The sequence below is a fragment of the Erwinia oleae genome (assembly GCF_000770305.1).
GTDB lineage: Bacteria > Pseudomonadota > Gammaproteobacteria > Enterobacterales > Enterobacteriaceae > Erwinia > Erwinia oleae.
Genome location: NZ_JNVB01000072.1, coordinates 1 through 21,810 on the forward strand (window position 1 = coordinate 1; position 21,810 = coordinate 21,810).

Sequence of the window (21,810 nt, forward strand, 5' to 3'; positions counted from 1 at the left end):
CTTGCGAGATTATGCGGTATTAGCCACCGTTTCCAGTGGTTATCCCCCTCTACCGGGCAGATCCCCAGACATTACTCACCCGTCCGCCACTCGTCACCCGAGGAGCAAGCTCCTCTGTGCTACCGTTCGACTTGCATGTGTTAGGCCTGCCGCCAGCGTTCAATCTGAGCCATGATCAAACTCTTCAATTAAAGTCTGATTTGCCATCACGTGGATGGCGATGCTCTGTGAATTAAAACGTCGTAATGAATTACGTGTTCACTCAGCAAAGACTTGATAGTTCATCTGCCCGAAGGCTGTGATATCAATCCTGCGAGTGCCCACACAGATTGTCTGATAAATTGTTAAAGAGCAGTGCGAACGCGGCTTAACCGGCGGTTCGCGAGGTGGCGTATACTACGCTTTCCTCTTTCAGAGTCAACCCTGTTTTACAGAATTTTCTCTTCATCATTCAGCGCCGGACGTCTGCCCTGCTGCCGTTCGATGGAGGCGCATTATAGGGATGCCTCAGGGGAAGGCAAGCATAAAAATGAACTTTTTTATTGTTCGCTGAAACTTCACGCAAAACGACGCTTTTTAACCCTGTTTTATGCGTGAAGGCAGGTCTGCAAGGCTATCGATTACCCAGTCTGCTTCTTTTTCACTCTCGGCCGTAACGGCTTTACCGCTACGCACTAAAACCTTTTTCCCCACGCCTGCCGCCTGCGCCGCCTGCATGTCTTCGGGTTTATCGCCAACCATATAAGAGGCGGCCATATCGATATTCAGGTCGCGTTGCGCGCTGAGCAGCATGCCGGGGGCGGGCTTACGGCAATCACACGACTGCCGGTAAGCCTCCACCGCCGCGTCAGGGTGGTGCGGACAGAAGTAGATACCATCAAGATCGACATCGCGATCCGCCAGCGACCAGTCCATCCATTCGGTCAAACGCATAAAGGTATCTTCCGTGAACATTCCGCGCGCAATGCCGGACTGATTCGACACCATCACCAGCGCGAAGCCCATACTTTTTAGTTCTTTCATCGCCTCGATAGCGCCATCGATAAAATGGAACTTATCGATTTCATGTACATAACCATGATCGACATTTATGGTGCCGTCGCGATCGAGAAATATTGCCGGGACTTTGTCTGTCACGTAGAAACTCCTGCTGCAAAAGATGTGCATAAGTATCGCATGATTAGGTCGCGGGAGAGAATGACAGTTTGAGTGACTTTCATTGATTCAGCCGTCTGGATGCCTTACCATCCACCCGCATGCCGCACTGCCGGTATCTTTTCAAATGAACGCCACGGATAACTGCATTACCAAATAAAATGATAAAACTTTCGAATATCACAAAAGTGTTCCAGCAAGGCACACGCACGATAACGGCGCTGTCAGACGTCAGCCTGCACGTGCCTGCGGGGCAAATTTACGGCGTCATTGGCGCATCCGGCGCGGGGAAAAGTACGTTAATCCGCTGCGTTAACCTGCTTGAGCGTCCGACGTCAGGCAGCGTGCTGGTTGATAATCAGGATCTCACCACCCTTTCAGAAAGCCAGCTTACCCAGGCGCGGCGTCAGATCGGCATGATTTTTCAGCATTTCAATCTGATGAACTCGCGCACCGTGGCGGGTAACGTCGCGTTGCCGCTGGAGTTAGGCAAGCTCTCGCGTGATGAAATCAAAACGCGCGTCCATGAATTGCTTGAGCTGGTTGGCCTTGCCGACAAACAGGATGCGTGGCCCGCAAATCTCTCTGGCGGTCAGAAGCAGCGCGTTGCTATTGCCCGCGCGCTGGCCAGTAATCCGAAGGTGCTGCTGTGCGATGAAGCAACCAGCGCGCTCGATCCGGCGACAACGCGCGCCATCCTTGAGCTGTTAAAAGATATTAACCGCCGTCTGGGCATTACCATACTGCTGATCACGCATGAAATGGACGTGGTGAAACGTATTTGCGATCGGGTGGCGGTCATCAGCCAGGGTGAGTTGATTGAACAGGATACGGTAAGCGAAGTGTTCTCGCATCCCAAGACGCCGCTGGCGCAGCAGTTTATTCAGTCCACGCTGCATCTGGATATTCCGGAAGACTATTCCGCGCGGCTGTCGGCAGAAAGCCAACCGGATCGCGTTCCTTTATTACGCCTTGAATTCACCGGCCAGTCGGTCGATGCGCCGCTGCTTTCTGAGTCAGCCCGCCGCTACAATGTGAATAACAATATTATCAGCGCGCAGATGGATTATGCCGGCGGCGTCAAATTCGGCATCATGCTGACCGAAATGCACGGCAACACGGCGGACACGCAGGCCGCCATGGAATTTTTGCAAGCGCACCACGTGAAAGTAGAGGTATTGGGCTATGTCTGAAGCAATGATGTGGCTGCTGGGTCGCGGCATTTGGGAAACGCTGATGATGACCTTTGTCTCCGGTTTCTTCGGTTTTGTTCTTGGCCTGCCGGTGGGCGTGCTGCTTTACGTGACCCGGCCGGGACAGATCATGTCAAGCGTGAAGCTCTACCGTACGCTGTCGGCGGCGGTAAATATTTTCCGCTCGATCCCTTTCATTATTCTGCTGGTCTGGATGATCCCCTTTACCCGCATGGTGGTGGGAACATCAATCGGTTTGCAGGCGGCCATTGTGCCGCTCACCGTTGGCGCCGCGCCCTTTATCGCGCGCATGGTGGAAAACGCACTGCTTGAGCTGCCTTCGGGACTGATTGAAGCATCCCGCGCCATGGGCGCCACGCCGTTGCAGATCGTTTGCAAAGTGTTGCTGCCGGAAGCGCTGCCGGGGCTGGTGAATGCCGCCACCATTACGCTAATTACGCTGGTAGGCTATTCTGCAATGGGTGGCGCGGTGGGCGCGGGCGGACTGGGCCAGATTGGTTATCAGTATGGCTATATCGGCTACAACGCTACCGTGATGAACACGGTCCTGGTGTTGCTGGTCGTGCTGGTGTATTTGATTCAATTCTGCGGCGACCGCATTGTACGCGTGGTCACGCACCGATAAAAAACCGTTCATATTGATTAAGGAAGGGATATGTCTTTTAACGTAAAAACATTTGCCGCTGTGGCTGCGCTGATGGGTTCACTGGCTCTGGCAGGCTGCGATCAGAAAGAAAAAGATCCGAATCACATCAAGGTCGGCGTGATCGTCGGTAGCGAGCAGCAGGTTGCTGAAGTGGCGAAAAAAGTCGCAAAAGATAAGTTTGGCCTCGACGTCGAGCTGGTCACCTTTAACGATTACGTGCTGCCGAATGAAGCGCTGAGCAAAGGCGATATCGATGCCAACGCTTTCCAGCATAAACCTTACCTGGATCAGCAGATTAAGGATCGCGGCTACAAGCTGGTTTCCGTGGGTAACACCTTTGTCTACCCTATCGCAGGTTACTCCAGGAAAATCAAATCATTAGATGAGTTGCAGAACGGCGCACAGGTTGCCATTCCTAACGATCCTACTAACCTGGGCCGATCGCTGCTGTTATTACAGAAAGTGGGCCTGATCAAGCTCAAAGAGGGCGTGGGCCTGATGCCAACCTCGCTGGATGTGATCGAAAACCCGAAAAACATCAAGCTGGTTGAGCTGGAAGCTCCGCAGTTGCCACGTTCACTGGACGATCAGCAGATTGCCCTGGCAGTGATCAACACCACCTACGCCAGCCAGATCAATCTGACGCCAGCTAAAGACGGCATCTTTGTGGAAGACAAAGACTCGCCGTACGTCAATATGATCGTTGCGCGTGAAGATAATAAAGACGCAGAGAACGTGAAGAAATTCGTTCAGGCGTATCAGACTGATGACGTCAATGAAGCGGCCAACAAGATCTTCAACGGCGGCGCAGTGAAAGGCTGGTAATTACTGCATTTTTATGCGGGACAGGCTGCAAAGCGGGCTAAATGCCCGCTTTGTTCTTTCCGGATCCCTTGTTATTTCTCCCTGAGATTGTTTCAATAACGCCACTTTTACCGAATGTGAGGATTTTCCCATGCGTGTTCTACCGCTCTGTTTGTTAGCCCTCTCGCTCACAGGGTGTTCGCTGCTGCATAAGCCTTACAAACCTGTTGAGCCTTTTAAGCCAACCCCGCAAACGGAGTTAACACGCGTTAAGCCCACGCCGCGTCCTGCCATGGTAAAACTCTATACTGACGCCGGCGATCTGGTGAGCAAACCCTTCCGCGATCTGGGCGAAGTGTATGGCGAAGACTGTCAGGCCAGCGCGCAAAACTCGCCGCCGAACATCAATACCGCCCGCAAAAGAATGCAGATCCGCGCGTCTTCCATGAAGGCCAACGCCGTACTGCTGCACCATTGCGAAGTCGTCAGCAGCGCTCAGGGCTGCTATCGCCAGGCCGTTTGCCAGGGCTCCGCGCTGAAAGTGTCGAACCAATGAGTTCCTTTTCCTTCCAGAAAATCGGCACTGTTCACTCTCCCTGGAAGGAAAAATTTGCCGTTCCCCGCCAGCCTGGCCTGATTGAGGACGGCGGCGGCGAGCTTCACCTTCACGCGCCGTACAATCAGCCCGAAGCCGTACGCGGACTGGAATCGTTCAGCCATTTGTGGTTGCTGTTTGTCTTCCATCAAACCATGGCGGGCGGCTGGCGACCAACGGTGCGCCCTCCACGGCTGGGCGGCAACGCGCGCATGGGCGTGTTCGCCACGCGATCCACATTTCGTCCGAATCCCATCGGCATGTCGCTGGTCGAGCTGACCGGCATTCGCAGCGAAAAAGGCAGCGTTGTGCTGGAGCTGGGCAGTCTGGATCTGGTAGACGGCACGCCGGTTGTTGATATCAAACCCTACCTGCCCTTTGCGGAATCGATACCCGACGCGCGGGCTGGCTTTGCGCAGCAGGCGCCTGCCGCCACGATGCCGGTATCATTTTCATCGCAGGCCGGGCAGCAAATTGCTGCATACGCGCAGTACTATCCGCACCTGGCACGCTTTATTGCGCAGGTTCTGGCGCAGGATCCCCGGCCAGCTTACCGTCAGGGCGAAGAGCCGGATCGCGAATACGCCGCCTGGCTGCTCGATTTCAACGTGCGCTGGCGGGTGAATGCAAGCGGAACAGAAGTGATTGCGGTCGATCGCCGTTAATTTATTTCTCTGCATCTTTTGAGTCCCCTGCCGCGCTGGTACACTAGCCGCCAGATTTTTACAGCGCACTGTATCGCTTAACGGGAATGGTAACTCATGCGTACGACTCAATATCTGCTCTCCACACAAAAGGAAACGCCTGCCGACGCCGAAGTCATCAGCCATCAGCTGATGCTACGCGCAGGGATGATCCGCAAACTGGCATCCGGTCTTTATACCTGGCTGCCGACCGGCCTGCGCGTACTGAAGAAAGTTGAAAACATCGTGCGTGAAGAGATGAACAACGCCGGTGCCATTGAGATCTCCATGCCGGTCGTTCAGCCAGCGGATTTGTGGCAGGAGAGCGGACGCTGGGAGCAGTATGGCCCGGAACTGCTGCGCTTTGTCGATCGCGGCGATCGCCCTTTCGTCCTTGGCCCGACGCATGAAGAAGTGGTGACCGATCTGATCCGCAACGAGCTGAGTTCCTATAAGCAACTGCCGCTGAACGTTTATCAGATTCAGACCAAGTTTCGCGACGAAGTGCGCCCGCGTTTTGGCGTGATGCGCGGTCGCGAATTCATTATGAAAGACGCGTACTCATTCCACACCTCACAGGAATCGCTTCAGGCAACCTACGATGATATGTACCGCGCCTACAGCCAGAGCTTCAGCCGGATGGGGCTGGATTTCCGCGCGGTGCAGGCGGATACCGGTTCAATCGGCGGCAGTGCGTCTCACGAGTTTCAGGTGCTGGCAGAGAGCGGCGAGGACGATATCGTTTTCTCTACTGAATCTGACTACGCGGCCAATATTGAGATGGCCGAAGCCGTCGCGCCAGCGGGCGGTCGTCCGGACGCAACGCAGGCGCTGAAAGAGATTGATACGCCTGATGCAAAAACCATCGCCGCGCTGGTTGAGCAGTTTGGCCTGCCGATTCGAAAAACCGTTAAGACGCTGCTGGTGAGAGCAACACCAGAAAGCGGTCATTCGCTGGTGGCGCTGCTGGTGCGCGGCGATCACGAACTGAACGACGTGAAAGCAGAGAAGATCGATATCGTTGCGGCGCCGTTAACCTTCGCCAGCGAAGACGAAATCCGTGCCGCTATTGGCGCAGGTCCGGGCTCACTCGGCCCGATTGGCCTGACCGTGCCGGTGGTTGTCGATCGTACCGTCGCCGCCATGAGCGATTTCTGCGCGGGCGCCAACGTTGACGGCAAGCACTTTACCGGCATCAACTGGCAGCGCGATCTGCCTTTACCTCGCGTGGCGGACATCCGTAACGTGGTGGAAGGCGACGCCAGCCCGGACGGAAAAGGCACGCTGATGATCAAACGCGGCATCGAAGTCGGTCATATATTCCAGCTCGGCACAAAATACTCCGAGGCGATGAAAGCGTCCGTACAGGGCGAAGACGGCCGCAATCAGATCCTGACCATGGGATGTTACGGCATCGGTATCAGCCGCATTGTGGCTGCCGCCATTGAGCAGAATCACGACGATCGCGGCATTATCTGGCCTGCGGCGCTGGCGCCTTTCCAGGTAGCGATCCTGCCGATGAACATGCACAAATCGTTTCGCGTGAAAGAGCTGGCGGAAGAGATTTACAACCAGCTTCGCGCCAGCGGCATTGATGCGATCCTCGACGATCGTAAAGAGCGTCCGGGCGTGATGTTTGCAGATATGGAGCTGATTGGCGTGCCGCATACCATTGTGATTGGCGATCGTAATCTCGATAACAACGAAATCGAGTACAAATCCCGTCGCGAAGGCGAGAAGCGGATGATCAGCACTGACGCTATCGTCGACTTCCTGATCGCTGAAATCAACGGCTAAGCGTTTCGCCCGACAGGCCGTTTTGGCGGCCTGTCGTTATTTTCACTTCACCGTTTTCACCGGCATCAGCTGATAACGATGCGTTGAACGGATCGGCAGTCCTTCCTTATCCAGCATCTCCAGCCCGTCATTCAACGGCCGGAAATAGCGCTTCTCTCCTTTATCCGATACCAGCACCAGCCGTTCTGCCGTTCGGGTCCAACGGCCCTGCTGCGCGGTACTCTCTTCGTTGGTTCCGCTATAGCGCTCGTTCAGCATATAGCGACCGCCCTGACGCAGCGAAAGTGAAACCTGAATGCCTGCGCAATCGGCGCAAGGCAGGGTTCCCTGATAAGTTTCGGCCATGGTTTCAGGCGTTTCTGCGACCGGCGCAGCATCATGATTCTGACATCCCACCAGCGGCCCCGCTAACAGCGTTGCCAGCAGCGCAATAACGCTCTTTTTCATTCTCTTCTCCTGCATCAGTCAGTCCGGCACGCGGCGCATTTTGCCGCGCAAAGATTTAATCGTAGCCTTGCGCGTTTTACTTTCCAGCCGACGCTTTTTCGATGACAGCGTCGGCCGCGTCGCGCGTCGCGTTTTCTCCGGTGCCGTCAGCTCACGGATTAAATTTTCAAGCCGCTTCAGCGCCGCTTCCCGGTTCATCTCCTGGCTGCGGTACTCCTGGGCTTTAATGATCACCACGCCATCAGGGGTGATCAAATGATGGCTGGCGGCAAGCAGGCGAGATTTGTAAAACCCGGGCAGGCTGGAGGCGTGCACGTTAAAACGCAGGTGGATCGCCGTCGAGGTTTTATTCACATTCTGACCGCCCGCCCCCTGCGCGCGGATCGCAGTGATCTCAAGCTCGCTGTCGGGGATAGTCACATTCTGCGACAGAACAATCATGCCAGCTTGCCGTTAACCAGCCAGTCGGTAAAGTGCAGCTCCAGATGGTGCTGCTCGTCCGACAGCCAGATGGTGCCGTCCTGAATGGTGGCCTGAAGCGTCATTGAACGCGAGGCAAGCTGCGTCAGCGCCTTAAGCTGTTCATCATCCAGGAAACGTACGGTCAGATTATCCTGCTGCGCCAGGCGAGCCTGGTTCTGTTGCCACCAAATCTGCGCGGCGCGGGCGTTGTACGTATATAAGCAGACTTCGCCTGAGCGGCTGCATGCTTTTTTTATTCTGCGCTCGTCCGGCAGGCCCAACTCCACCCACAGCTCGATGCCGTTATGGTCGTTCATTCGCCAGATTTCAGGCTCATCCTCCGCGCTCAGGCCACGGGTAAACGTCAGCCGCTCGTGCGCGTTGACCAGCCAGGCCACCAGCCGCAGCATCAGGCGCTCTTCCGTTTCTGAAGGATGGCGGGCCAGCGTCAGGTTGCTGTCGAGAAAGACCGATCGGTCCATGTCCGCCACGTTGACGGCGGCTTTATAGATTGTTGCTTTAAGTGCCATAAAATTCCTTATACATATTGCCGCCTATTGTACCTCAGGCTTCAGCAAATCACTCGCCACGTGGCTGATTTCGCCGTACAGCCTGTGCTATAGTCGTGAAATCAACGAAGAAAATGTGGTCCGGGAGGTGCACTTGCAAAAGTATTGTGATTTAGTTCGCCAGAAATACGCCCAAATCGGCAGCGGCGATCTGGGATACGTGCCGGACGCCCTGGAATGCGTGTTGAAAGCACTCAATGAGGTAGCGGCAAACGATGCGCTACACTCTTCCATCAGGGAACAGGCAGCGTTTGCTGCTGCTAACTTATTGGTGAGTGATTATGTTGACGAATGAAGCCTATAAGCCCATTAACTGCGACGATTACGACAACCTGGAACTTGCCTGCCAGAAGAGCTGGGTGCTGGCGCTTGAGCTGAAAAACGGTGAAGTGCTACAGGCGAAAGCTACGGATATGATATCGCGTAAAAACGTTGAATATCTGGCGGTCGATCTCTCCGGCGAGGTTCGCGAATTACGCCTCGACCACATCGCGCGTTTCAGCCATCCTGAGCTGGGTACCGTTTCGGTTAGTGAGTCTGATTAATCCTGCGGGACGGAATCACCTCCGTCCCTTCCCTTCATCAGGGCTTCATACTGGCATACCACGCCGCCAAATCATCAATGTCCTCATCGCTCAGTCCCGAAACAAACGCCTTCATCACCTCCGCCTGGCCGCCGCTGCGTTCTCCTTTTTTATAAGCGTGCATAGCGTGAGCCAGATAGTCGGCGTGCTGCCCGGCCAGATTGGGATAAAGTGTTACTTTCGCCTTGCCTTCCGCACCGTGGCAGGCCTGACAGCTCGCTGATTTTTGCTGCCCGGCGGCGGGATTGCCCGCTGCAAACCCTGGCAGCGCGACGGCGTAAACCGCCAGCGCCACTAACTTTAAACGTATATTCATGAATTTTTGCTCCACGCAAGCTGCCAACACGGCGACGCTGCCGCCTCGCCTTCGCGCGTGACAAATACGCCGACGGCTGAAATTAAGTTTTCGTTATAGAAGAGCAGCGGCGTTCGCTCACGCTGCCACGGCGGTACGCCCAACGCCTGCCAGATCTTTTTCAACGGGCGGCTTCCCGCTCGCCCTGCCAGGTGAAACTGCCCCTGCGCACGAAAACGCACGCTGACCGACTCGTTCTCCGTCGGTGTGCGCACCCGCGTTTCCCCCTGGCCCATACTGAGCCGGCCCAACCCGTCTGGCAACATCAGCGGCGCAAAAGGCGGGGACCAGTCAATCACCGTATCGGCTATGGATACGGTAACAGGCAGCCAGTAGAGGCGATCGCGAAAACGACGGACTTCTGCGCTTCCGCAGACCAGGCGCGGTACGGCGTCCTCCCGACTACAGGCAACCTCCTGCCAGATGCGCCGAATCGCGTCTCTCGATGGCATCAACCCCTGCTGTCCGGCAATCCAGCGACGCAGCAGCGCGGCGCGTTTCGCTTCGCTCATCTCTTCAAGCGGCCGAAACCACAGCGCGCCCTCGTCATTTACCAGTTCAGAGAGCGTTTCCGCCAGCAGCTCGTTCAGCAGTTGTTCCTGCTCTGCGCAGAGCTCCGCGCTGCGCGCGGCGGCCTGCGCAAAATGCGGCCAGCGCGCGGAGAGCTGCGGCACTATTTCCCGGCGTAAAAAGTTGCGGTCAAAGCGACGATCCTGATTGCTGTCGTCCTCGATCCACGTCAGATGATGCGCGGCGGCCCACGATGCCAGCGCGTCACGGGAGCAGGAGAGCAACGGCCGCAGGTGATGCCGCGCCGCGTGCGGCATGGCCGACAGCCCCGCCGGGCCGCTACCGCGCTTCAGCGCCAGCAGCAGCGTTTCGCACTGATCGTCCAGATGCTGCGCGGTAAGCAGGCACTCATTTTCTGCCCGATGCTGAGCAAAAGCGGCATAGCGCGCCGCGCGCGCCGCAGCTTCAACGCCGTGCTTTTTTGCATTAATGGTCACCCTCACCACGTCCAGCGGCACCTGCCACGCGTCGCACTGACGCCGGCAATGTTCCACCCAGCGATCGGCATACGCGCTGAGCCCGTGGTGAATGTGGATGGCGCGCAGTTTCAGCGACGGGCGCTGTTCGCGCAGCAGCACCAGTTGGTGAAGCAGAACGCTGGAGTCCAGTCCGCCGCTGTAGGCCACCAGCAGCTGTTGGCGGCCGGCAAGATGATGTTCGAGTGTGAGCAAAGCTGACATAGCGTTCCGCAAAAGAAATAAATTCTGCGCCAGTTTACGCCTGATACAGCTCCAGCGGCAAACCGTCCGGGTCGCTGAAAAAGGTAAAGCGTTTATCGGTCAGCGGATCAACGCGGATCGCCTCGCAGTTGACGCCTTTCGCCGTCAGGTGCTGCACCGCCGCGTCAATATCCTCCACGCAAAACGCCAGGTGACGCAGCCCGCAGGCTTCCGGTTGCGTAGGCCGCGCGGGCGGCGACGGAAATGAAAACAGTTCGATGACGTACTGCCCGTTCAGCGCGAGATCGCCTTTCCAGGAGTTACGCGCCTCGCGATATACTTCTTCTTGCAGCGTAAAGCCCAGTATGTCGCAGTAAAACGCCTTACTGGTTTCATAATGGCTGGCGATGATTGCAATATGATGAATGTGGCTGATTGTTAACATAATTATCCTTTTTTGATGACTGCGCGTCATACGCTACGCCGTTACTCACGGCGTAACAATGGCATAATCCTGCATTCACGCCTTCAGCACACGCACTAAATACTGGCCGTCTTCCGTCAATCGCGCACCGTGAATATCTGTTTCAAAGCCCGGGTAGTGTTTACCTATGGTGCAGAGCATCAGCAGAAAATCGAGCACCGCACGGCTCTCTTCGGTAACCATCTCGCCCGGCATTACCACCGGCACGCCTGGCGGATAGGGCAGGATCATATTGGCCGACACTCTCCCGACCATTTCACTGATATCCACCGTTTCCACATTGCCTTGCACCTGCTGCTGAAACATCTGATGCGGCGTCATCTTCATTTCCGGCAGCGTTGAAAAGGCCTGAAGCATAAGGCGCGGCAGATCGTGTTCGCGGATCAGGCGATGAATGCCCTGCGCCAGCGTCTGAATACGCATATTACGATAAAAATCAGGGTCCTCCGCATAAAGATCCGGCAGCATGTTTCTGACCCGCAGATTGAGATCGTAGGCACGTTTGAATTCCGTCAGTCCACGCAACACGCTCATCGCTTTGGTTTTATCGATGCCAATGCTGAATAAGAACAGCAGATTGTAAGGGCCGGTTTTCTCCACCACCACGCCGCGTTCGTCCAGGAATTTGGCCACCAGCGCGGCCGGAATGCCCTCCTCCGCCATCTCGCCCTGCTCGCTCATGCCGGGCGTGAGAATGGTGACTTTGATCGGATCGAGGTACATATGATCCGCATCGGCGTCCACAAAGCCATGCCACGCCTCATCCCCTGGCTGAATCGGCCAGCATTCCGGCTCGTCCACGCCTTCCGGCTGCCAGATATCAAAGAACCAGCCGTCGGACTCTTCACGAAGCCGCTGGACTTCACGCCGGAAATGCAGCGCCCGCTCAACCGAGCGGTTGATTAACCGCTTGCCCGGATTGCCGCGCAGCATCGCCGCCGCGGTTTCAATTGATGCAACAATCGCGTAGTTCGGCGAGGTGGTGGTGTGCATCATGTAGGCTTCGTTAAAGGTCTGCTCGTCATAATCGCCCTTGATATGAATGAGCGACGCCTGCGAAAACGCGGCCAGCAGCTTGTGCGTGGACTGCGTTTCATAAATTACTTTGCCCGGTGTACGCTCGCCGCTCATGCCGCTCAGCCCGCTGTAAATCGGGTGAAAATTGGTGTACGGCACCCACGCGGAGTCGAAGTGAATGGAGGGCACCTCAAGCGTGTCTTTAATATATTGCGTGTTGTACAGCAGCCCGTCGTAGGTGGAGTTGGTGATCACCGCATGGACCGGCCAGCTGGCGCGCTCGGTTTGTGCCACTTTCAGCGCAATGCTCTCTTTAGTGAACTCGCGTTTAGGAATACCGCCGAGAATACCCAGCGCGTTGCGCGTTGGTTTAAGCCAGATGGGAATGATATCGCTCATCATCAGCAGATGCGTCAGCGACTTGTGGCAGTTGCGATCGATCAGTACCGTGCTGCCTGCCGGTGCCGCATACATGCCAACAATTTTATTCGAGGTCGAGGTGCCATTCGTCACCATGTAGCTCTGCTCGGCCCCGAAGGTTCTTGCCACATACTCTTCGGCCTCCAGATGCGGGCCGGTGTGATCGAGCAGCGATCCCAATTCGGTGACGGAGATGGAGACATCCGCCTTCAGCGTGTTTGCGCCAAAAAAATCATAAAACAGCGTGCCAACCGGGCTTTTCTGAAAGGCCGTTCCCGCCATATGGCCGGGGGTGCAAAAGGTATATTTCCCCTCTTTCACATAGGTGAACAGTGCTTTGGTCAGCGGCGGCGTAATGGTGTCGAAATATTCGTCAGTGTACTGGCTGATGCGTTGTGCAATCTCTTCCGCCGCGCCCAGCCCGTATTCGAAGAACCAGACGGCCATGCGCATTTCATTGATGCTGACGTCCATCGTGGAGTGGGTATTAATAAACGCGTATAGCGGCAGATACTCATTAAGCTGATTAATTTCGCTACAGAGATCGAAGCTGTATTCGTCCCAGTCGAAAATCACGCCGCAGATGCGCGGATTGTGCTCAATCAACTTGAGCAGATCGTTGGCGTCTTTCGGATAGATAGTCTGAAATTTACGGGCATTCAGCGCGTCGTCCAGCTCACGAATGGGTTCGTCTTTATAGAATGCGTTATGGGGGCCCATGATCGCGATAATGTTCAATGCTCACCTCCTGTTGGCGTTGCGGCAAGGAATAAGCATAGCGAAGATGGTGTGCCGGGGCAGGATTATTCTGCCCCGAAGCGATCAGGTCTTATCGTTGACAGCGAAGGTGGGGGCGTTTTGACGGACGGATTCAATCCCGCGCTGAGCGCCCTGTTTACTGGCGTACATTTCGCTGGTAGCGATAACTTCATGGTTACCCGCAATCAGCACAAAATACCAGGGCTGAGATGTATCCTTGTTCGATTTTCTTAATTCGTAATAACCCATAAGACCTCCTGTGTAATTAACACGCTCCTGCGCGATGGCGTAATAGAATACATTAATGCGTAAGCAATCAAGCTAAAACATTAATAAATCTGACCTGTCACACAATTTACGCTTCATATTTTCCCACGCATTAACTAAATATTAACAGGTTACCCAAAATGAACACGTAATAAGGTTTAATGTAAGTTAACTATTCAGGAGGAGAGGATTCAGATCGGAGAATGCAGCGGTTTTCGCCGCTGCATATGAGAAGGGAAGGAATATGTTCAGGCGTAACCGTAATTCATCAGGCGCTGATAGCGACGATCCAGCAGCTCTTCCTTGCTGAGTCCGTCCAGCTCGGCCAGATCTTCCAGCAGTTGCGCCTTCAGCGAAGCGCCGATTGCCACCGGGTTCCGGTGCGCGCCGCCCAACGGCTCAGGGATCACCGTGTCGATCAACTTCAGCTCTTTCAGGCGGGAGGCGATGATGCCCATCGCTTCGGCGGCCAGCGGGGCTTTGTCCGCGCTCTTCCACAGAATAGAGGCGCAACCTTCCGGCGAAATCACCGAATAGGTGCTGTACTGCAACATATTAACCTTATCGCCCACGCCAATCGCCAGCGCGCCGCCGGATCCCCCCTCACCGATAACGGTGCAGATAACCGGCACTTTCAGGCCAGACATTTCGCGCAGGTTGCGGGCGATTGCCTCGCTTTGCCCGCGCTCTTCGGCGCCGACGCCCGGATAAGCGCCCGGTGTGTCAATAAAGGTCACAATCGGCATATTAAAACGCTCGGCCATTTCCATCAGGCGCAGCGCTTTGCGATAACCTTCCGGCGCAGGCATGCCGAAGTTACGGCGAATTTTTTCTTTGGTTTCGCGGCCTTTCTGATGACCGATGATCATCACCGGACGATCGTCCAGACGGGCGATGCCGCCAACAATGGCTTTATCATCTGCGTAGGCGCGATCGCCTGCCAGTTCGTCAAAATCGGTAAAGACATTGCGGACGTAGTCCAGCGTATAAGGACGCAAAGGATGGCGCGCCAGCTGCGCAATTTGCCAGGCACCTAAATCGGCGAAGATCTTACGCGTCAGCTCTACGCTTTTCTCACGCAGACGCTGTACTTCTTCGTCCAGATTGATATCCAGTTTTTCATCCTGACGGCCAACCGATTTGAGTGAATCAATTTTCGCCTCAAGCTCTGCGATTGGCTGTTCAAAATCCAGGTAATTAAGACTCATAATAATCCTGTTTTAGTCAAACTCCAGTTCCACCTGCTCTGATCCGATTAGCGATCGCAGATCGTTAAGTAAACGATCGCTGGGCGACACGCGCCACGCTGCGCCAAAGCGCAGTTTCGCCCGCGCATCCTCTCTCTGGTAATAGAGATGTACCGGAATCGTTCCCGAACGATGGGGCTCCAGGGATTGACGGAGACGGTTCAAAAGCTGGTCATCAATTTGCCTGTCTGTCAGCGAGATAGCAAGTCCGCGTGCATATTTTTCGCGGGCTTCATCAATGTCCATCACATCGCGGGCGGTCATTTTAAGGCCGCCGTTGAAATCATCAAAGCTGACCTGTCCGCTGACAATCAGAATACGATCTTTCTCCAGCAGATGCTGGAACCTGTCAAGCGCGTCGGTAAACAGCATCACTTCCAGCCGACCAGAACGATCGTCCAGCGTGCAGATGCCAATTCGATTACCGCGTTTTGTCACCATTACGCGGGCCGCCACTACCAGGCCAACGGCCATCGTGGTTTTGCCTCGTTCAGTCGGATGCATGTCCTTCAGACGCATCCCGCCCACGTAACGCTCTATTTCTTTCAGATACTGATTAATCGGGTGGCCGGTGAGATAAAGACCCAGCGTCTCCCGCTCGCCATCCAGCCTGACCTGTTCCGGCCACGGCGTGACGTCTGCGTAAGACTGCTCGATCTGCTCTGGTTCGTCCGCCAGCACGCCGAACATGTCGGCCTGGCCGATGGCCTCGGCTTTTGCGTGCTGATCGGCCGCCTTCAACGCATCGCCCAGCGCGCTCATCAACGCGGCGCGATGCGGCCCCAGCCGGTCGAAAGCGCCGGACATAATAAGCTTTTCCAGCACGCGGCGGTTGAGTTTTTTTGTATCGGTGCGCGCGCAAAGATCAAACAGCTCGCGAAAGTAGCCACCTTTGTTGCGTGCTTCAATGATTGCTTCAATCGGCCCCTCACCGACACCTTTAATGGCGCCGATGCCGTAGACGATTTCGCCGTCATCATTGACGTGGAACTGGTAAAGGCCGGAGTTGATGTCCGGCGGCAGCACCTTCAGGCCCATTCGCCAGCACTCATCAACCAGCCCGACCACTTTTTCGGTGTTATCCATATCGGCGGTCATCACTGCCGCCATAAATTCGGCGGGATAATGCGCCTTCAGCCACAGCGTCTGATAGGAAACCAGCGCGTAGGCCGCCGAGTGCGATTTGTTGAAGCCATATCCGGCAAACTTTTCCACCAGATCGAAGATTTTCACCGCCAGTTCGCCGTCAATGCCGCGCGATTTGGCGCCCTCTTCAAAACCGCCGCGCTGTTTGGCCATTTCAACCGGGTTTTTCTTGCCCATGGCGCGGCGCAGCATGTCGGCGCCGCCCAGACTGTAGCCGGCCAGCACCTGCGCAATCTGCATTACCTGTTCCTGGTACAGGATAATGCCGTAGGTCGGTTCCAGCACGGGTTTCAGCGATTCATGCTGCCACTGAATATCCGGATAGGAGATCGCTTCGCGCCCGTGCTTGCGATCGATAAAGTTGTCCACCATGCCCGACTGAAGCGGGCCGGGACGAAACAGCGCCACCAGCGCGATCATGTCTTCGAAGCAGTCCGGTTTCAGTCGCTTAATGAGATCTTTCATGCCGCGCGATTCAAGCTGGAATACCGCAGTGGTTTCCGAGCGTTGCAGCATATCAAAGCTTTTCGGGTCTGCCAGCGGAATGGCGGCGATATCTATCGGCGGCTCGCCCTGTTTTTTACGCCGGGCGTTGATCATCTCCAGCGCCCAGTCGATGATGGTTAAGGTGCGCAGGCCGAGGAAGTCAAACTTCACCAGCCCGGCGTATTCCACGTCGTTTTTGTCGAACTGGGTAACCGGATGGTTGCCGTTTTCATCACAGTAGAGCGGGGCAAAATCGGTGATCTGCGTCGGCGCAATTACCACACCGCCCGCGTGCTTCCCGGCGTTTCGCGTTACGCCCTCCAGCTTGCGCGCCATGTCGATCAGCGCTTTGACTTCCTCATCCGCTTCGTAAACTTCCGGCAGCTGCGGCTCGGCGGCAAACGCTTTTTCCAACGTCATGCCAGGATCGGGCGGCACCAGCTTGGAAATACGATCGACAAAACCATACGGATGCCCCAGCACGCGCCCCACGTCACGAATAACGGCTTTAGCTGCCATGGTGCCGAAGGTGATAATCTGCGAAACCGCCTTACGGCCGTACATATCGGCCACGTGCTCAATCACCAAATCGCGCTTTTCCATGCAGAAGTCGACGTCAAAGTCGGGCATGGAGACGCGCTCAGGGTTGAGGAAGCGTTCGAACAGCAGGTCAAATTCCAGCGGATCGAGATCGGTGATTTTTAAAGCATAAGCGACCAGCGAACCGGCGCCGGAGCCGCGTCCCGGCCCCACCGGCACGTCGTTATCCTTCGACCACTGGATAAACTCCATTACGATCAGAAAGTAGCCAGGGAATCCCATCTGGTTGATAACGTTAAGTTCGACTTCAAGACGCTCGTCATAGGCGGGCCGTTTTTCCGCGCGTTCAGCGGGATCGGGAAAGAGAAACGCCAGGCGCTCTTCCAGACCTTCACGCGATTTCACCACCAGAAAATCTTCGGTGGTCATATCGCCGGTGGGGAACTGCGGCAGGAAGTACTCGCCGAGGCGAATGGTCACGTTGCAGCGGCGGGCGATCTCCACGCTGTTTTCCAGCGCTTCCGGGATATCCGAAAACAGCTCGCACATTTCGTCAACGCTGCGCATATACTGCTGGGGACTGTAATTGCGCGGGCGTTTGGGATCGTCCAACGTGAAGCCGTCGTGGATCGCCACACGTATTTCATGCGCGTCGAAATCATCCGCCTCAAGGAAGCAAACTTCGTTGGTCGCTACCACCGGCACGCCCTGCGCCAGCGCCAGTTCAACGGCGGCGTGCAGGTATGTTTCTTCATCTGCGCGGCCCGTGCGCACCAGTTCAAGGTAGTAACGATCCGGGAAGTGCTGTTGGTAGAATGCCAGACATTCGGCAACCATGGTCTGATTACCGCGCAGCAGCATTTTGCCTACGTCGCCGCAGCGCCCGCCGGAGAGCAGGATCAGCCCTTCCGACAGCGCGATCAGCCAGTCGCGATCGATGACCGGGCCCGCGCCGCCGTAGCCACGCAGGTAGGCGCGCGAGATCAGCAGCGTGAGATTTTGATAACCGGTGTTGTTGGCCGCCAGTACCGTCAACTGCGAAAGCTCATCGCCCATTGCATCGCTGGCAACTTTGAAGTCGGCGCCGATAATCGGCTTAATGCCCTGCCCGTGCGCCGTGCCGTAAAACTTCACCAGGCCACAGAGGTTGGTGTGGTCAGTAATGGCAATGGCCGGCATCTCAAGCTCCGCCGCTTTTTTCACCAGCGGGCCAGTTTTCGCCAGGCCATCAACCATGGAATAGTCACTGTGTACGCGTAAATGAATAAAACGAGGTTCGGCCATTTTTTTTCCGCTTAAGTCTGAACTGTACGTACGGCGGCGGCAACGTCAGCATCCAGCAGCACGTTGCGCACCGGCGCAAAACTACGGCGATGGTGCGGCGTGGCGCCGTGATGGATCAGTTTCTCCAGATGCAGCGCCGTAGGATAACCTTTGTGCTGCGCAAAGCCATATTCGGGGAACAGAAGATCCAGCTCTGCCATCTCTCTGTCACGCGTGACCTTTGCCATAATCGATGCGGCGCTGATTTCCGCCACCAGACTGTCGCCTTTAACCACCGCCTGAGAGGGCATCGGCAGCGCCGGACAGCGATTGCCGTCAATCAGCACGAAGTCCGGCGTAATAGCAAGACCTGCCACGGCGCGCTGCATCGCCAACATGGTAGCGTACAGGATATTCAGGCTGTCGATCTCTTCCGGCTCCGCGCGTCCCAGGCTCCAGCTTAATGCCTTTTCCTGTATTTCATCGTACAACGCCAGACGACGCTTTTCCGACAATTTTTTGGAATCCGCCAGACCAGCAATGGGACGACTCGGATCGAGGATCACCGCCGCCGTCACCACTGCGCCGACCAACGGGCCGCGGCCGACTTCGTCAACGCCCGCGATACAGGTGGCAACGGGGTAAACAAACGGATTCATGGGCACAGCTCCAGTACCGCTGTCGCTGCCTGTTCATCGGCGTTCCAGCGAATTTGATGATGCAGTTCCGTGAAGGTTGCCAGCAGCTGGCGGCGGGTTTCGCCTTCAGCCATCAGCGGCTCAAGCGCGGCGGCGAGCAACGCCGGGCGGCACTCATTCTGCAACAGCTCCTTCACCAACTCGCGTCCTGCCAGCAGGTTGGGCAGCGAAACGTAGTCGGTCTTCACCAGACGCTTTGCCAGCCAGAAGGTAAAGGGCTTCATGCGGTAACCCACCACCATCGGGCACTTCGCCAACATGCACTCCAGTGCGGCAGTGCCTGATGCCAGCAGCGCAGCGTCGCTGGCGATCATGGCGGCGCGGCCCTTGCCATCCAGCAGATGCACGGCCAGATCCGGCGCCACCTCGGCTTTAATCTTCTCGAACTGTTCCCGCCGACGCGGGTTCACCAGCGGCACCACAATTTCCAGATCCGGCCATCTCTGTCGCAACAGCATCGCCGTTTTCAGAAAGTCGCCGCTGAGCATCTCGACTTCTGCGCTTCGGCTCCCCGGCAGCAGCGCCAGGCAGCGTTTCTCTTCCGCAATCCCCAGTTCGCGACGCGCCGCTTTCTTATCAGGCTCGATCGGCATCGCATCAGCCATTGTATGACCAATAAAGCGGCAGGGGACGTTAAAACGATCGTAAAACGCTTTTTCAAAAGGCAGGAACGCCAGCACCATATCGGTGGCACGACCAATTTTGAAAACGCGCTTCTGGCGCCAGGCCCAGACCGACGGGCTGACATAGTGAATAGTGCGAATGCCACGCTGCTTGAGGCGGCCTTCCAGCGTGATATTAAAGTCTGGCGCATCAATGCCCACAAACACGTCCGGCTTCAGCTCGCTGAAGCGGCGGGTGAGATCGCTGCGGATCGCCAGCAGGCGGCGCAGGCGGCCAACCACTTCAACAATGCCCATGACCGCCAGCTCTTCCATCTCATACCACACCTCGCAGCCTTCAGCCTGCATCAGCGGGCCGGCAACGCCGACAAAACGCGTGTCGGGATGCTTTTCTCTTAATGCCCGAATCAGACCGGCACCAAGAATATCGCCGGAGGTTTCTCCGGCGACAAGGGCAATCGTTAAGGCGCGCCCGCCTGGACGAGCGGGATAGCTATCCGATGACAATGGCATAACTTAACGGATCAAACCTCGGGTCGAGCGGGTGAAGAAGTCATAAAACGGCTGCACTTCCGCGTGTTGACGCGCGATTTCAGCGATTTCGGGTTTCGCTTCATCCAGCGTTTTCCCGCTACGGTACAGAACTTTATAGGCGTTACGGATGGCATGCAGCCCTTCTTTACTGAAGCCGCGGCGTTGCAGCCCCACAAGGTTGATGCCGAACGGCGTGGCGTGGTTACCCTGCGCAATGACAAACGGCGGCACGTCCTGCGCGACGCCGGAGCAGCCGCCCACCATCACATGTGCGCCAATGATGCAGAATTGATGAACCGCCGTCATGCCGCCGATAATGGCATAGTCATCCACCGTAACGTGGCCGCCCAGCGTGGCGTTGTTGGCAAGAATGCAGCGATCGCCAATAATGCAGTCGTGGGCAATGTGCGCGTTAACCATCAGCAGGTTATCGCTGCCGACTTTTGTCAGGCTATCGGCCTGAACGGTACCGCGGTGAATAGTGACGCTTTCACGGATGCTGTTTCGATCGCCAATTTCTACGCGGGTAGGTTCGCCAGCGTATTTAAGATCCTGATTCGCTTCCCCGATGGTGGCAAATTGATAAACAGTATTATCTTTGCCGATTCTGGTGTGCCCGTTAACAACCACATGCGATTTCAGGACGGTGCCTTCGCCGATGTCAACATTGGCGCCAATGTAGCAAAATGGGCCAATTTGAACGCGAGCGCCAATAACGGCGCCCTCTTCAATGACGGACGAAGGATGGATAACAGCGGATTCATCAATCACGGATTACGCCTCCCGGCTGCGGGCACACATCATCGTTGCTTCGCAGACAATTTTGCCGTCAACGGTCGCCACGCCCTTAAAGCGGGTCAACCCACGGCGAGTTTTCTCGAAGGTGACTTCCATGATCATCTGATCGCCCGGTACAACCGGACGCTTGAAGCGCGCTTCATCAATACCGGCGAAATAGTACAGTTCGCCAGGCTCGAGTTTGCCTACGCTTTTGAACGCAAGAATTCCCGTTGCCTGCGCCATGGCTTCTAAAATCAGCACGCCTGGCAAAATCGGTTTACCAGGGAAGTGTCCCTGGAAAAACGGTTCGTTTACCGATACGTTCTTCACCGCGCGCAAATACTTGTGCGCTTCGAATTCAAGTACGCGGTCGACCAGCAGAAAAGGATAGCGGTGCGGCAGCAGTTCAATAATCTCTTCAATCTTCAGAGTATGAGTTTCAGTAGTCAAAATACTCTTCCTGTCCTAAAAATAATCTGATGGCATCAATAAGACGGCCTGCAAGGTTCTTAAAATCCCTTGCAGGCCGCGAATCAGTATCCGTGCATCGGGCTCAGCATTCCGTTTTATCTGTTCGAGCGGTTGTAACTGCCGCCGGTCGTTCAAACTGCGAAAGCTGGCTTCAGACTGGTTGAGAATGCTTAGTCCTGATTGACTTTGCGCTCGACGTTTTTTAAGCGTTTGCTTATTTCATCGATATTCATTACCAGCGCTGCCGTTTTGCGCCAGGTTTTGTTGGGCTGTAGCGGAATGCCTGAGGAGTATACTCCTGGTTCGGTAATTGGTCGCATGACCATTCCCATTCCGGTAACGGTAACTTTGTCACAAATTTCCATGTGGCCGTTTATAACGCTTGCGCCGCCAATCATGCAGTAACGGCCAATTTTTAAACTGCCCGCCATGATCACGCCGCCAGCAACAGCGGTATTGTCGCCAATCACAACGTTATGTGCAATCTGGCACTGGTTATCAATGATAACACCATTCCCGATCTGAGTGTTATCAA

At 55.7% G+C, this 21,810-nt stretch carries 23 protein-coding genes, 1 rRNA gene and 1 pseudogene; 8 read left to right on the forward strand and 17 right to left on the reverse strand.

The annotated features are described in order from the left end of the window. Together GS12_RS18645 and gmhB are read right to left on the reverse strand one after the other, a co-directional pair. Nucleotides 1-191: ribosomal RNA gene (locus GS12_RS18645) — 16S ribosomal RNA — on the reverse strand; the annotation flags it as partial. 385 nt (nt 192-576) lie between these two features. Continuing rightward, nucleotides 577-1,137: a D-glycero-beta-D-manno-heptose 1,7-bisphosphate 7-phosphatase gene (gene gmhB, locus GS12_RS18650; RefSeq protein ID WP_034949568.1), complete on the reverse strand. Its 561-nt coding sequence runs from the start codon at nt 1,135-1,137 to the stop codon at nt 577-579. Between the two features lie 179 nt (nt 1,138-1,316). Here gmhB and metN point away from each other — a divergent pair, with 179 nt between their 5' ends. The 6 genes from metN to proS all read left to right on the forward strand — a co-directional run bounded on the left by metN (nt 1,317) and on the right by proS (nt 6,894). Beyond that, on the forward strand, nt 1,317-2,348 hold the full coding sequence (metN, locus tag GS12_RS18655) for a methionine ABC transporter ATP-binding protein MetN (protein WP_034949570.1): 1,032 nt from the start codon (nt 1,317-1,319) through the stop codon (nt 2,346-2,348). Continuing rightward, nucleotides 2,341-2,994: a methionine ABC transporter permease MetI gene (locus tag GS12_RS18660; protein WP_034949572.1), complete on the forward strand. Its 654-nt coding sequence runs from the start codon at nt 2,341-2,343 to the stop codon at nt 2,992-2,994. The genes metN and GS12_RS18660 overlap by 8 nt, the downstream gene beginning before the upstream one ends. Nucleotides 2,995-3,024: 30 nt before the next feature. Further along, nucleotides 3,025-3,840 (forward strand): MetQ/NlpA family lipoprotein, encoded by an 816-nt coding sequence (locus GS12_RS18665; protein ID WP_034912495.1) that lies wholly within the window; start codon nt 3,025-3,027, stop codon nt 3,838-3,840. A gap of 130 nt (nt 3,841-3,970) precedes the next feature. After that, entirely contained in the window at nt 3,971-4,375 is a 405-nt protein-coding gene (gene rcsF, locus GS12_RS18670) for an Rcs stress response system protein RcsF (protein WP_034949575.1), read from the forward strand. Beyond that, complete coding sequence (tsaA, locus tag GS12_RS18675; RefSeq protein WP_034949576.1) at nt 4,372-5,079, forward strand: tRNA (N6-threonylcarbamoyladenosine(37)-N6)-methyltransferase TrmO; 708 nt, start codon at nt 4,372-4,374, stop codon at nt 5,077-5,079. Before rcsF ends, tsaA begins: the two co-directional genes overlap by 4 nt. 96 nt (nt 5,080-5,175) lie before the next feature. Then, complete coding sequence (gene proS, locus GS12_RS18680; RefSeq protein ID WP_034949577.1) at nt 5,176-6,894, forward strand: proline--tRNA ligase; 1,719 nt, start codon at nt 5,176-5,178, stop codon at nt 6,892-6,894. Nucleotides 6,895-6,936: 42 nt separating this feature from the next. On the opposite strand, the gene GS12_RS18685 is transcribed toward proS, so the two are convergent. Genes GS12_RS18685 through GS12_RS18695 form a run of 3 tightly spaced genes read right to left on the reverse strand, consistent with a single transcriptional unit; the run spans nt 6,937 to nt 8,333 of the window. Then, on the reverse strand, nt 6,937-7,341 hold the full coding sequence (locus tag GS12_RS18685) for a copper resistance protein NlpE N-terminal domain-containing protein (RefSeq protein WP_051936977.1): 405 nt from the start codon (nt 7,339-7,341) through the stop codon (nt 6,937-6,939). Between the two features lie 18 nt (nt 7,342-7,359). Beyond that, the gene (gene arfB / locus GS12_RS18690; protein ID WP_034949578.1) at nt 7,360-7,782 is read right to left on the reverse strand and encodes an alternative ribosome rescue aminoacyl-tRNA hydrolase ArfB; all 423 of its coding nucleotides are present in this window, start codon (nt 7,780-7,782) and stop codon (nt 7,360-7,362) included. Then, the gene (locus GS12_RS18695) at nt 7,779-8,333 is read right to left on the reverse strand and encodes a YaeQ family protein (protein WP_034949579.1); all 555 of its coding nucleotides are present in this window, start codon (nt 8,331-8,333) and stop codon (nt 7,779-7,781) included. The genes arfB and GS12_RS18695 overlap by 4 nt, the downstream gene beginning before the upstream one ends. A 133-nt stretch (nt 8,334-8,466) precedes the next feature. Here GS12_RS18695 and GS12_RS18700 point away from each other — a divergent pair, with 133 nt between their 5' ends. Next, entirely contained in the window at nt 8,467-8,667 is a 201-nt protein-coding gene (locus GS12_RS18700; protein WP_034918878.1) for a YaeP family protein, read from the forward strand. Then, nucleotides 8,654-8,917: a Rho-binding antiterminator gene (gene rof, locus GS12_RS18705; protein WP_034912483.1), complete on the forward strand. Its 264-nt coding sequence runs from the start codon at nt 8,654-8,656 to the stop codon at nt 8,915-8,917. Before GS12_RS18700 ends, rof begins: the two co-directional genes overlap by 14 nt. Before the next feature lie 37 nt (nt 8,918-8,954). Here rof and GS12_RS18710 read toward each other — a convergent pair whose 3' ends face one another. The 12 genes and pseudogenes from GS12_RS18710 to lpxD all read right to left on the reverse strand — a co-directional run. Further along, a complete protein-coding gene (locus tag GS12_RS18710; protein ID WP_034949582.1) occupies nt 8,955-9,272 on the reverse strand; it encodes a c-type cytochrome in 318 nt (105 codons plus the stop codon). Next, nucleotides 9,269-10,561 (reverse strand): tRNA lysidine(34) synthetase TilS, encoded by a 1,293-nt coding sequence (tilS, locus tag GS12_RS18715; RefSeq protein WP_034949585.1) that lies wholly within the window; start codon nt 10,559-10,561, stop codon nt 9,269-9,271. The genes GS12_RS18710 and tilS overlap by 4 nt, the downstream gene beginning before the upstream one ends. A 34-nt stretch (nt 10,562-10,595) precedes the next feature. Beyond that, a complete protein-coding gene (locus tag GS12_RS18720; RefSeq protein ID WP_034949588.1) occupies nt 10,596-10,985 on the reverse strand; it encodes a VOC family protein in 390 nt (129 codons plus the stop codon). 75 nt (nt 10,986-11,060) lie between these two features. Beyond that, a complete protein-coding gene (locus GS12_RS18725; RefSeq protein WP_034949590.1) occupies nt 11,061-13,199 on the reverse strand; it encodes a lysine decarboxylase LdcC in 2,139 nt (712 codons plus the stop codon). 84 nt (nt 13,200-13,283) lie between these two features. Beyond that, nucleotides 13,284-13,469, reverse strand: coding sequence for a YegP family protein (locus GS12_RS18730; protein ID WP_034949594.1), 186 nt, complete (start codon nt 13,467-13,469; stop codon nt 13,284-13,286). A 266-nt stretch (nt 13,470-13,735) separates the two neighbouring features. Continuing rightward, nucleotides 13,736-14,695 (reverse strand): acetyl-CoA carboxylase carboxyl transferase subunit alpha, encoded by a 960-nt coding sequence (accA, locus tag GS12_RS18735; protein ID WP_034912476.1) that lies wholly within the window; start codon nt 14,693-14,695, stop codon nt 13,736-13,738. A gap of 12 nt (nt 14,696-14,707) precedes the next feature. Further along, entirely contained in the window at nt 14,708-18,190 is a 3,483-nt protein-coding gene (gene dnaE, locus GS12_RS18740) for a DNA polymerase III subunit alpha (RefSeq protein WP_034949596.1), read from the reverse strand. A gap of 11 nt (nt 18,191-18,201) precedes the next feature. Next, nucleotides 18,202-18,828: a ribonuclease HII gene (gene rnhB, locus GS12_RS18745; RefSeq protein ID WP_034949598.1), complete on the reverse strand. Its 627-nt coding sequence runs from the start codon at nt 18,826-18,828 to the stop codon at nt 18,202-18,204. After that, complete coding sequence (gene lpxB, locus GS12_RS18750; RefSeq protein ID WP_052118526.1) at nt 18,825-20,003, reverse strand: lipid-A-disaccharide synthase; 1,179 nt, start codon at nt 20,001-20,003, stop codon at nt 18,825-18,827. Before lpxB ends, rnhB begins: the two co-directional genes overlap by 4 nt. Nucleotides 20,004-20,006: 3 nt before the next feature. After that, a complete protein-coding gene (gene lpxA, locus GS12_RS18755; protein WP_034949601.1) occupies nt 20,007-20,795 on the reverse strand; it encodes an acyl-ACP--UDP-N-acetylglucosamine O-acyltransferase in 789 nt (262 codons plus the stop codon). Between the two features lie 3 nt (nt 20,796-20,798). Next, the gene (gene fabZ, locus GS12_RS18760; protein ID WP_034949603.1) at nt 20,799-21,254 is read right to left on the reverse strand and encodes a 3-hydroxyacyl-ACP dehydratase FabZ; all 456 of its coding nucleotides are present in this window, start codon (nt 21,252-21,254) and stop codon (nt 20,799-20,801) included. Nucleotides 21,255-21,445: 191 nt separating this feature from the next. Continuing rightward, nucleotides 21,446-21,810: pseudogene (gene lpxD, locus GS12_RS18765) on the reverse strand (UDP-3-O-(3-hydroxymyristoyl)glucosamine N-acyltransferase); the annotation flags it as partial.

What these genes read in the sequence shown, in the direction of transcription:
- accA (WP_034912476.1), bottom strand. Translation starts at nt 14,695, where the DNA reads ATGAGTCTTAATTACCTGGATTTTGAACAGCCAATCGCAGAGCTTGAG.
- proS (WP_034949577.1), top strand. Translation starts at nt 5,176, where the DNA reads ATGCGTACGACTCAATATCTGCTCTCCACACAAAAGGAAACGCCTGCC.
- GS12_RS18685 (WP_051936977.1), bottom strand. Translation starts at nt 7,341, where the DNA reads ATGAAAAAGAGCGTTATTGCGCTGCTGGCAACGCTGTTAGCGGGGCCG.
- GS12_RS18720 (WP_034949588.1), bottom strand. Translation starts at nt 10,985, where the DNA reads ATGTTAACAATCAGCCACATTCATCATATTGCAATCATCGCCAGCCAT.
- rnhB (WP_034949598.1), bottom strand. Translation starts at nt 18,828, where the DNA reads ATGAATCCGTTTGTTTACCCCGTTGCCACCTGTATCGCGGGCGTTGAC.
- tilS (WP_034949585.1), bottom strand. Translation starts at nt 10,561, where the DNA reads ATGTCAGCTTTGCTCACACTCGAACATCATCTTGCCGGCCGCCAACAG.
- GS12_RS18730 (WP_034949594.1), bottom strand. Translation starts at nt 13,469, where the DNA reads ATGGGTTATTACGAATTAAGAAAATCGAACAAGGATACATCTCAGCCC.
- GS12_RS18660 (WP_034949572.1), top strand. Translation starts at nt 2,341, where the DNA reads ATGTCTGAAGCAATGATGTGGCTGCTGGGTCGCGGCATTTGGGAAACG.
- tsaA (WP_034949576.1), top strand. Translation starts at nt 4,372, where the DNA reads ATGAGTTCCTTTTCCTTCCAGAAAATCGGCACTGTTCACTCTCCCTGG.
- metN (WP_034949570.1), top strand. Translation starts at nt 1,317, where the DNA reads ATGATAAAACTTTCGAATATCACAAAAGTGTTCCAGCAAGGCACACGC.
- arfB (WP_034949578.1), bottom strand. Translation starts at nt 7,782, where the DNA reads ATGATTGTTCTGTCGCAGAATGTGACTATCCCCGACAGCGAGCTTGAG.
- dnaE (WP_034949596.1), bottom strand. Translation starts at nt 18,190, where the DNA reads ATGGCCGAACCTCGTTTTATTCATTTACGCGTACACAGTGACTATTCC.
- lpxB (WP_052118526.1), bottom strand. Translation starts at nt 20,003, where the DNA reads ATGCCATTGTCATCGGATAGCTATCCCGCTCGTCCAGGCGGGCGCGCC.
- GS12_RS18695 (WP_034949579.1), bottom strand. Translation starts at nt 8,333, where the DNA reads ATGGCACTTAAAGCAACAATCTATAAAGCCGCCGTCAACGTGGCGGAC.
- rof (WP_034912483.1), top strand. Translation starts at nt 8,654, where the DNA reads ATGTTGACGAATGAAGCCTATAAGCCCATTAACTGCGACGATTACGAC.
- GS12_RS18710 (WP_034949582.1), bottom strand. Translation starts at nt 9,272, where the DNA reads ATGAATATACGTTTAAAGTTAGTGGCGCTGGCGGTTTACGCCGTCGCG.
- GS12_RS18665 (WP_034912495.1), top strand. Translation starts at nt 3,025, where the DNA reads ATGTCTTTTAACGTAAAAACATTTGCCGCTGTGGCTGCGCTGATGGGT.
- rcsF (WP_034949575.1), top strand. Translation starts at nt 3,971, where the DNA reads ATGCGTGTTCTACCGCTCTGTTTGTTAGCCCTCTCGCTCACAGGGTGT.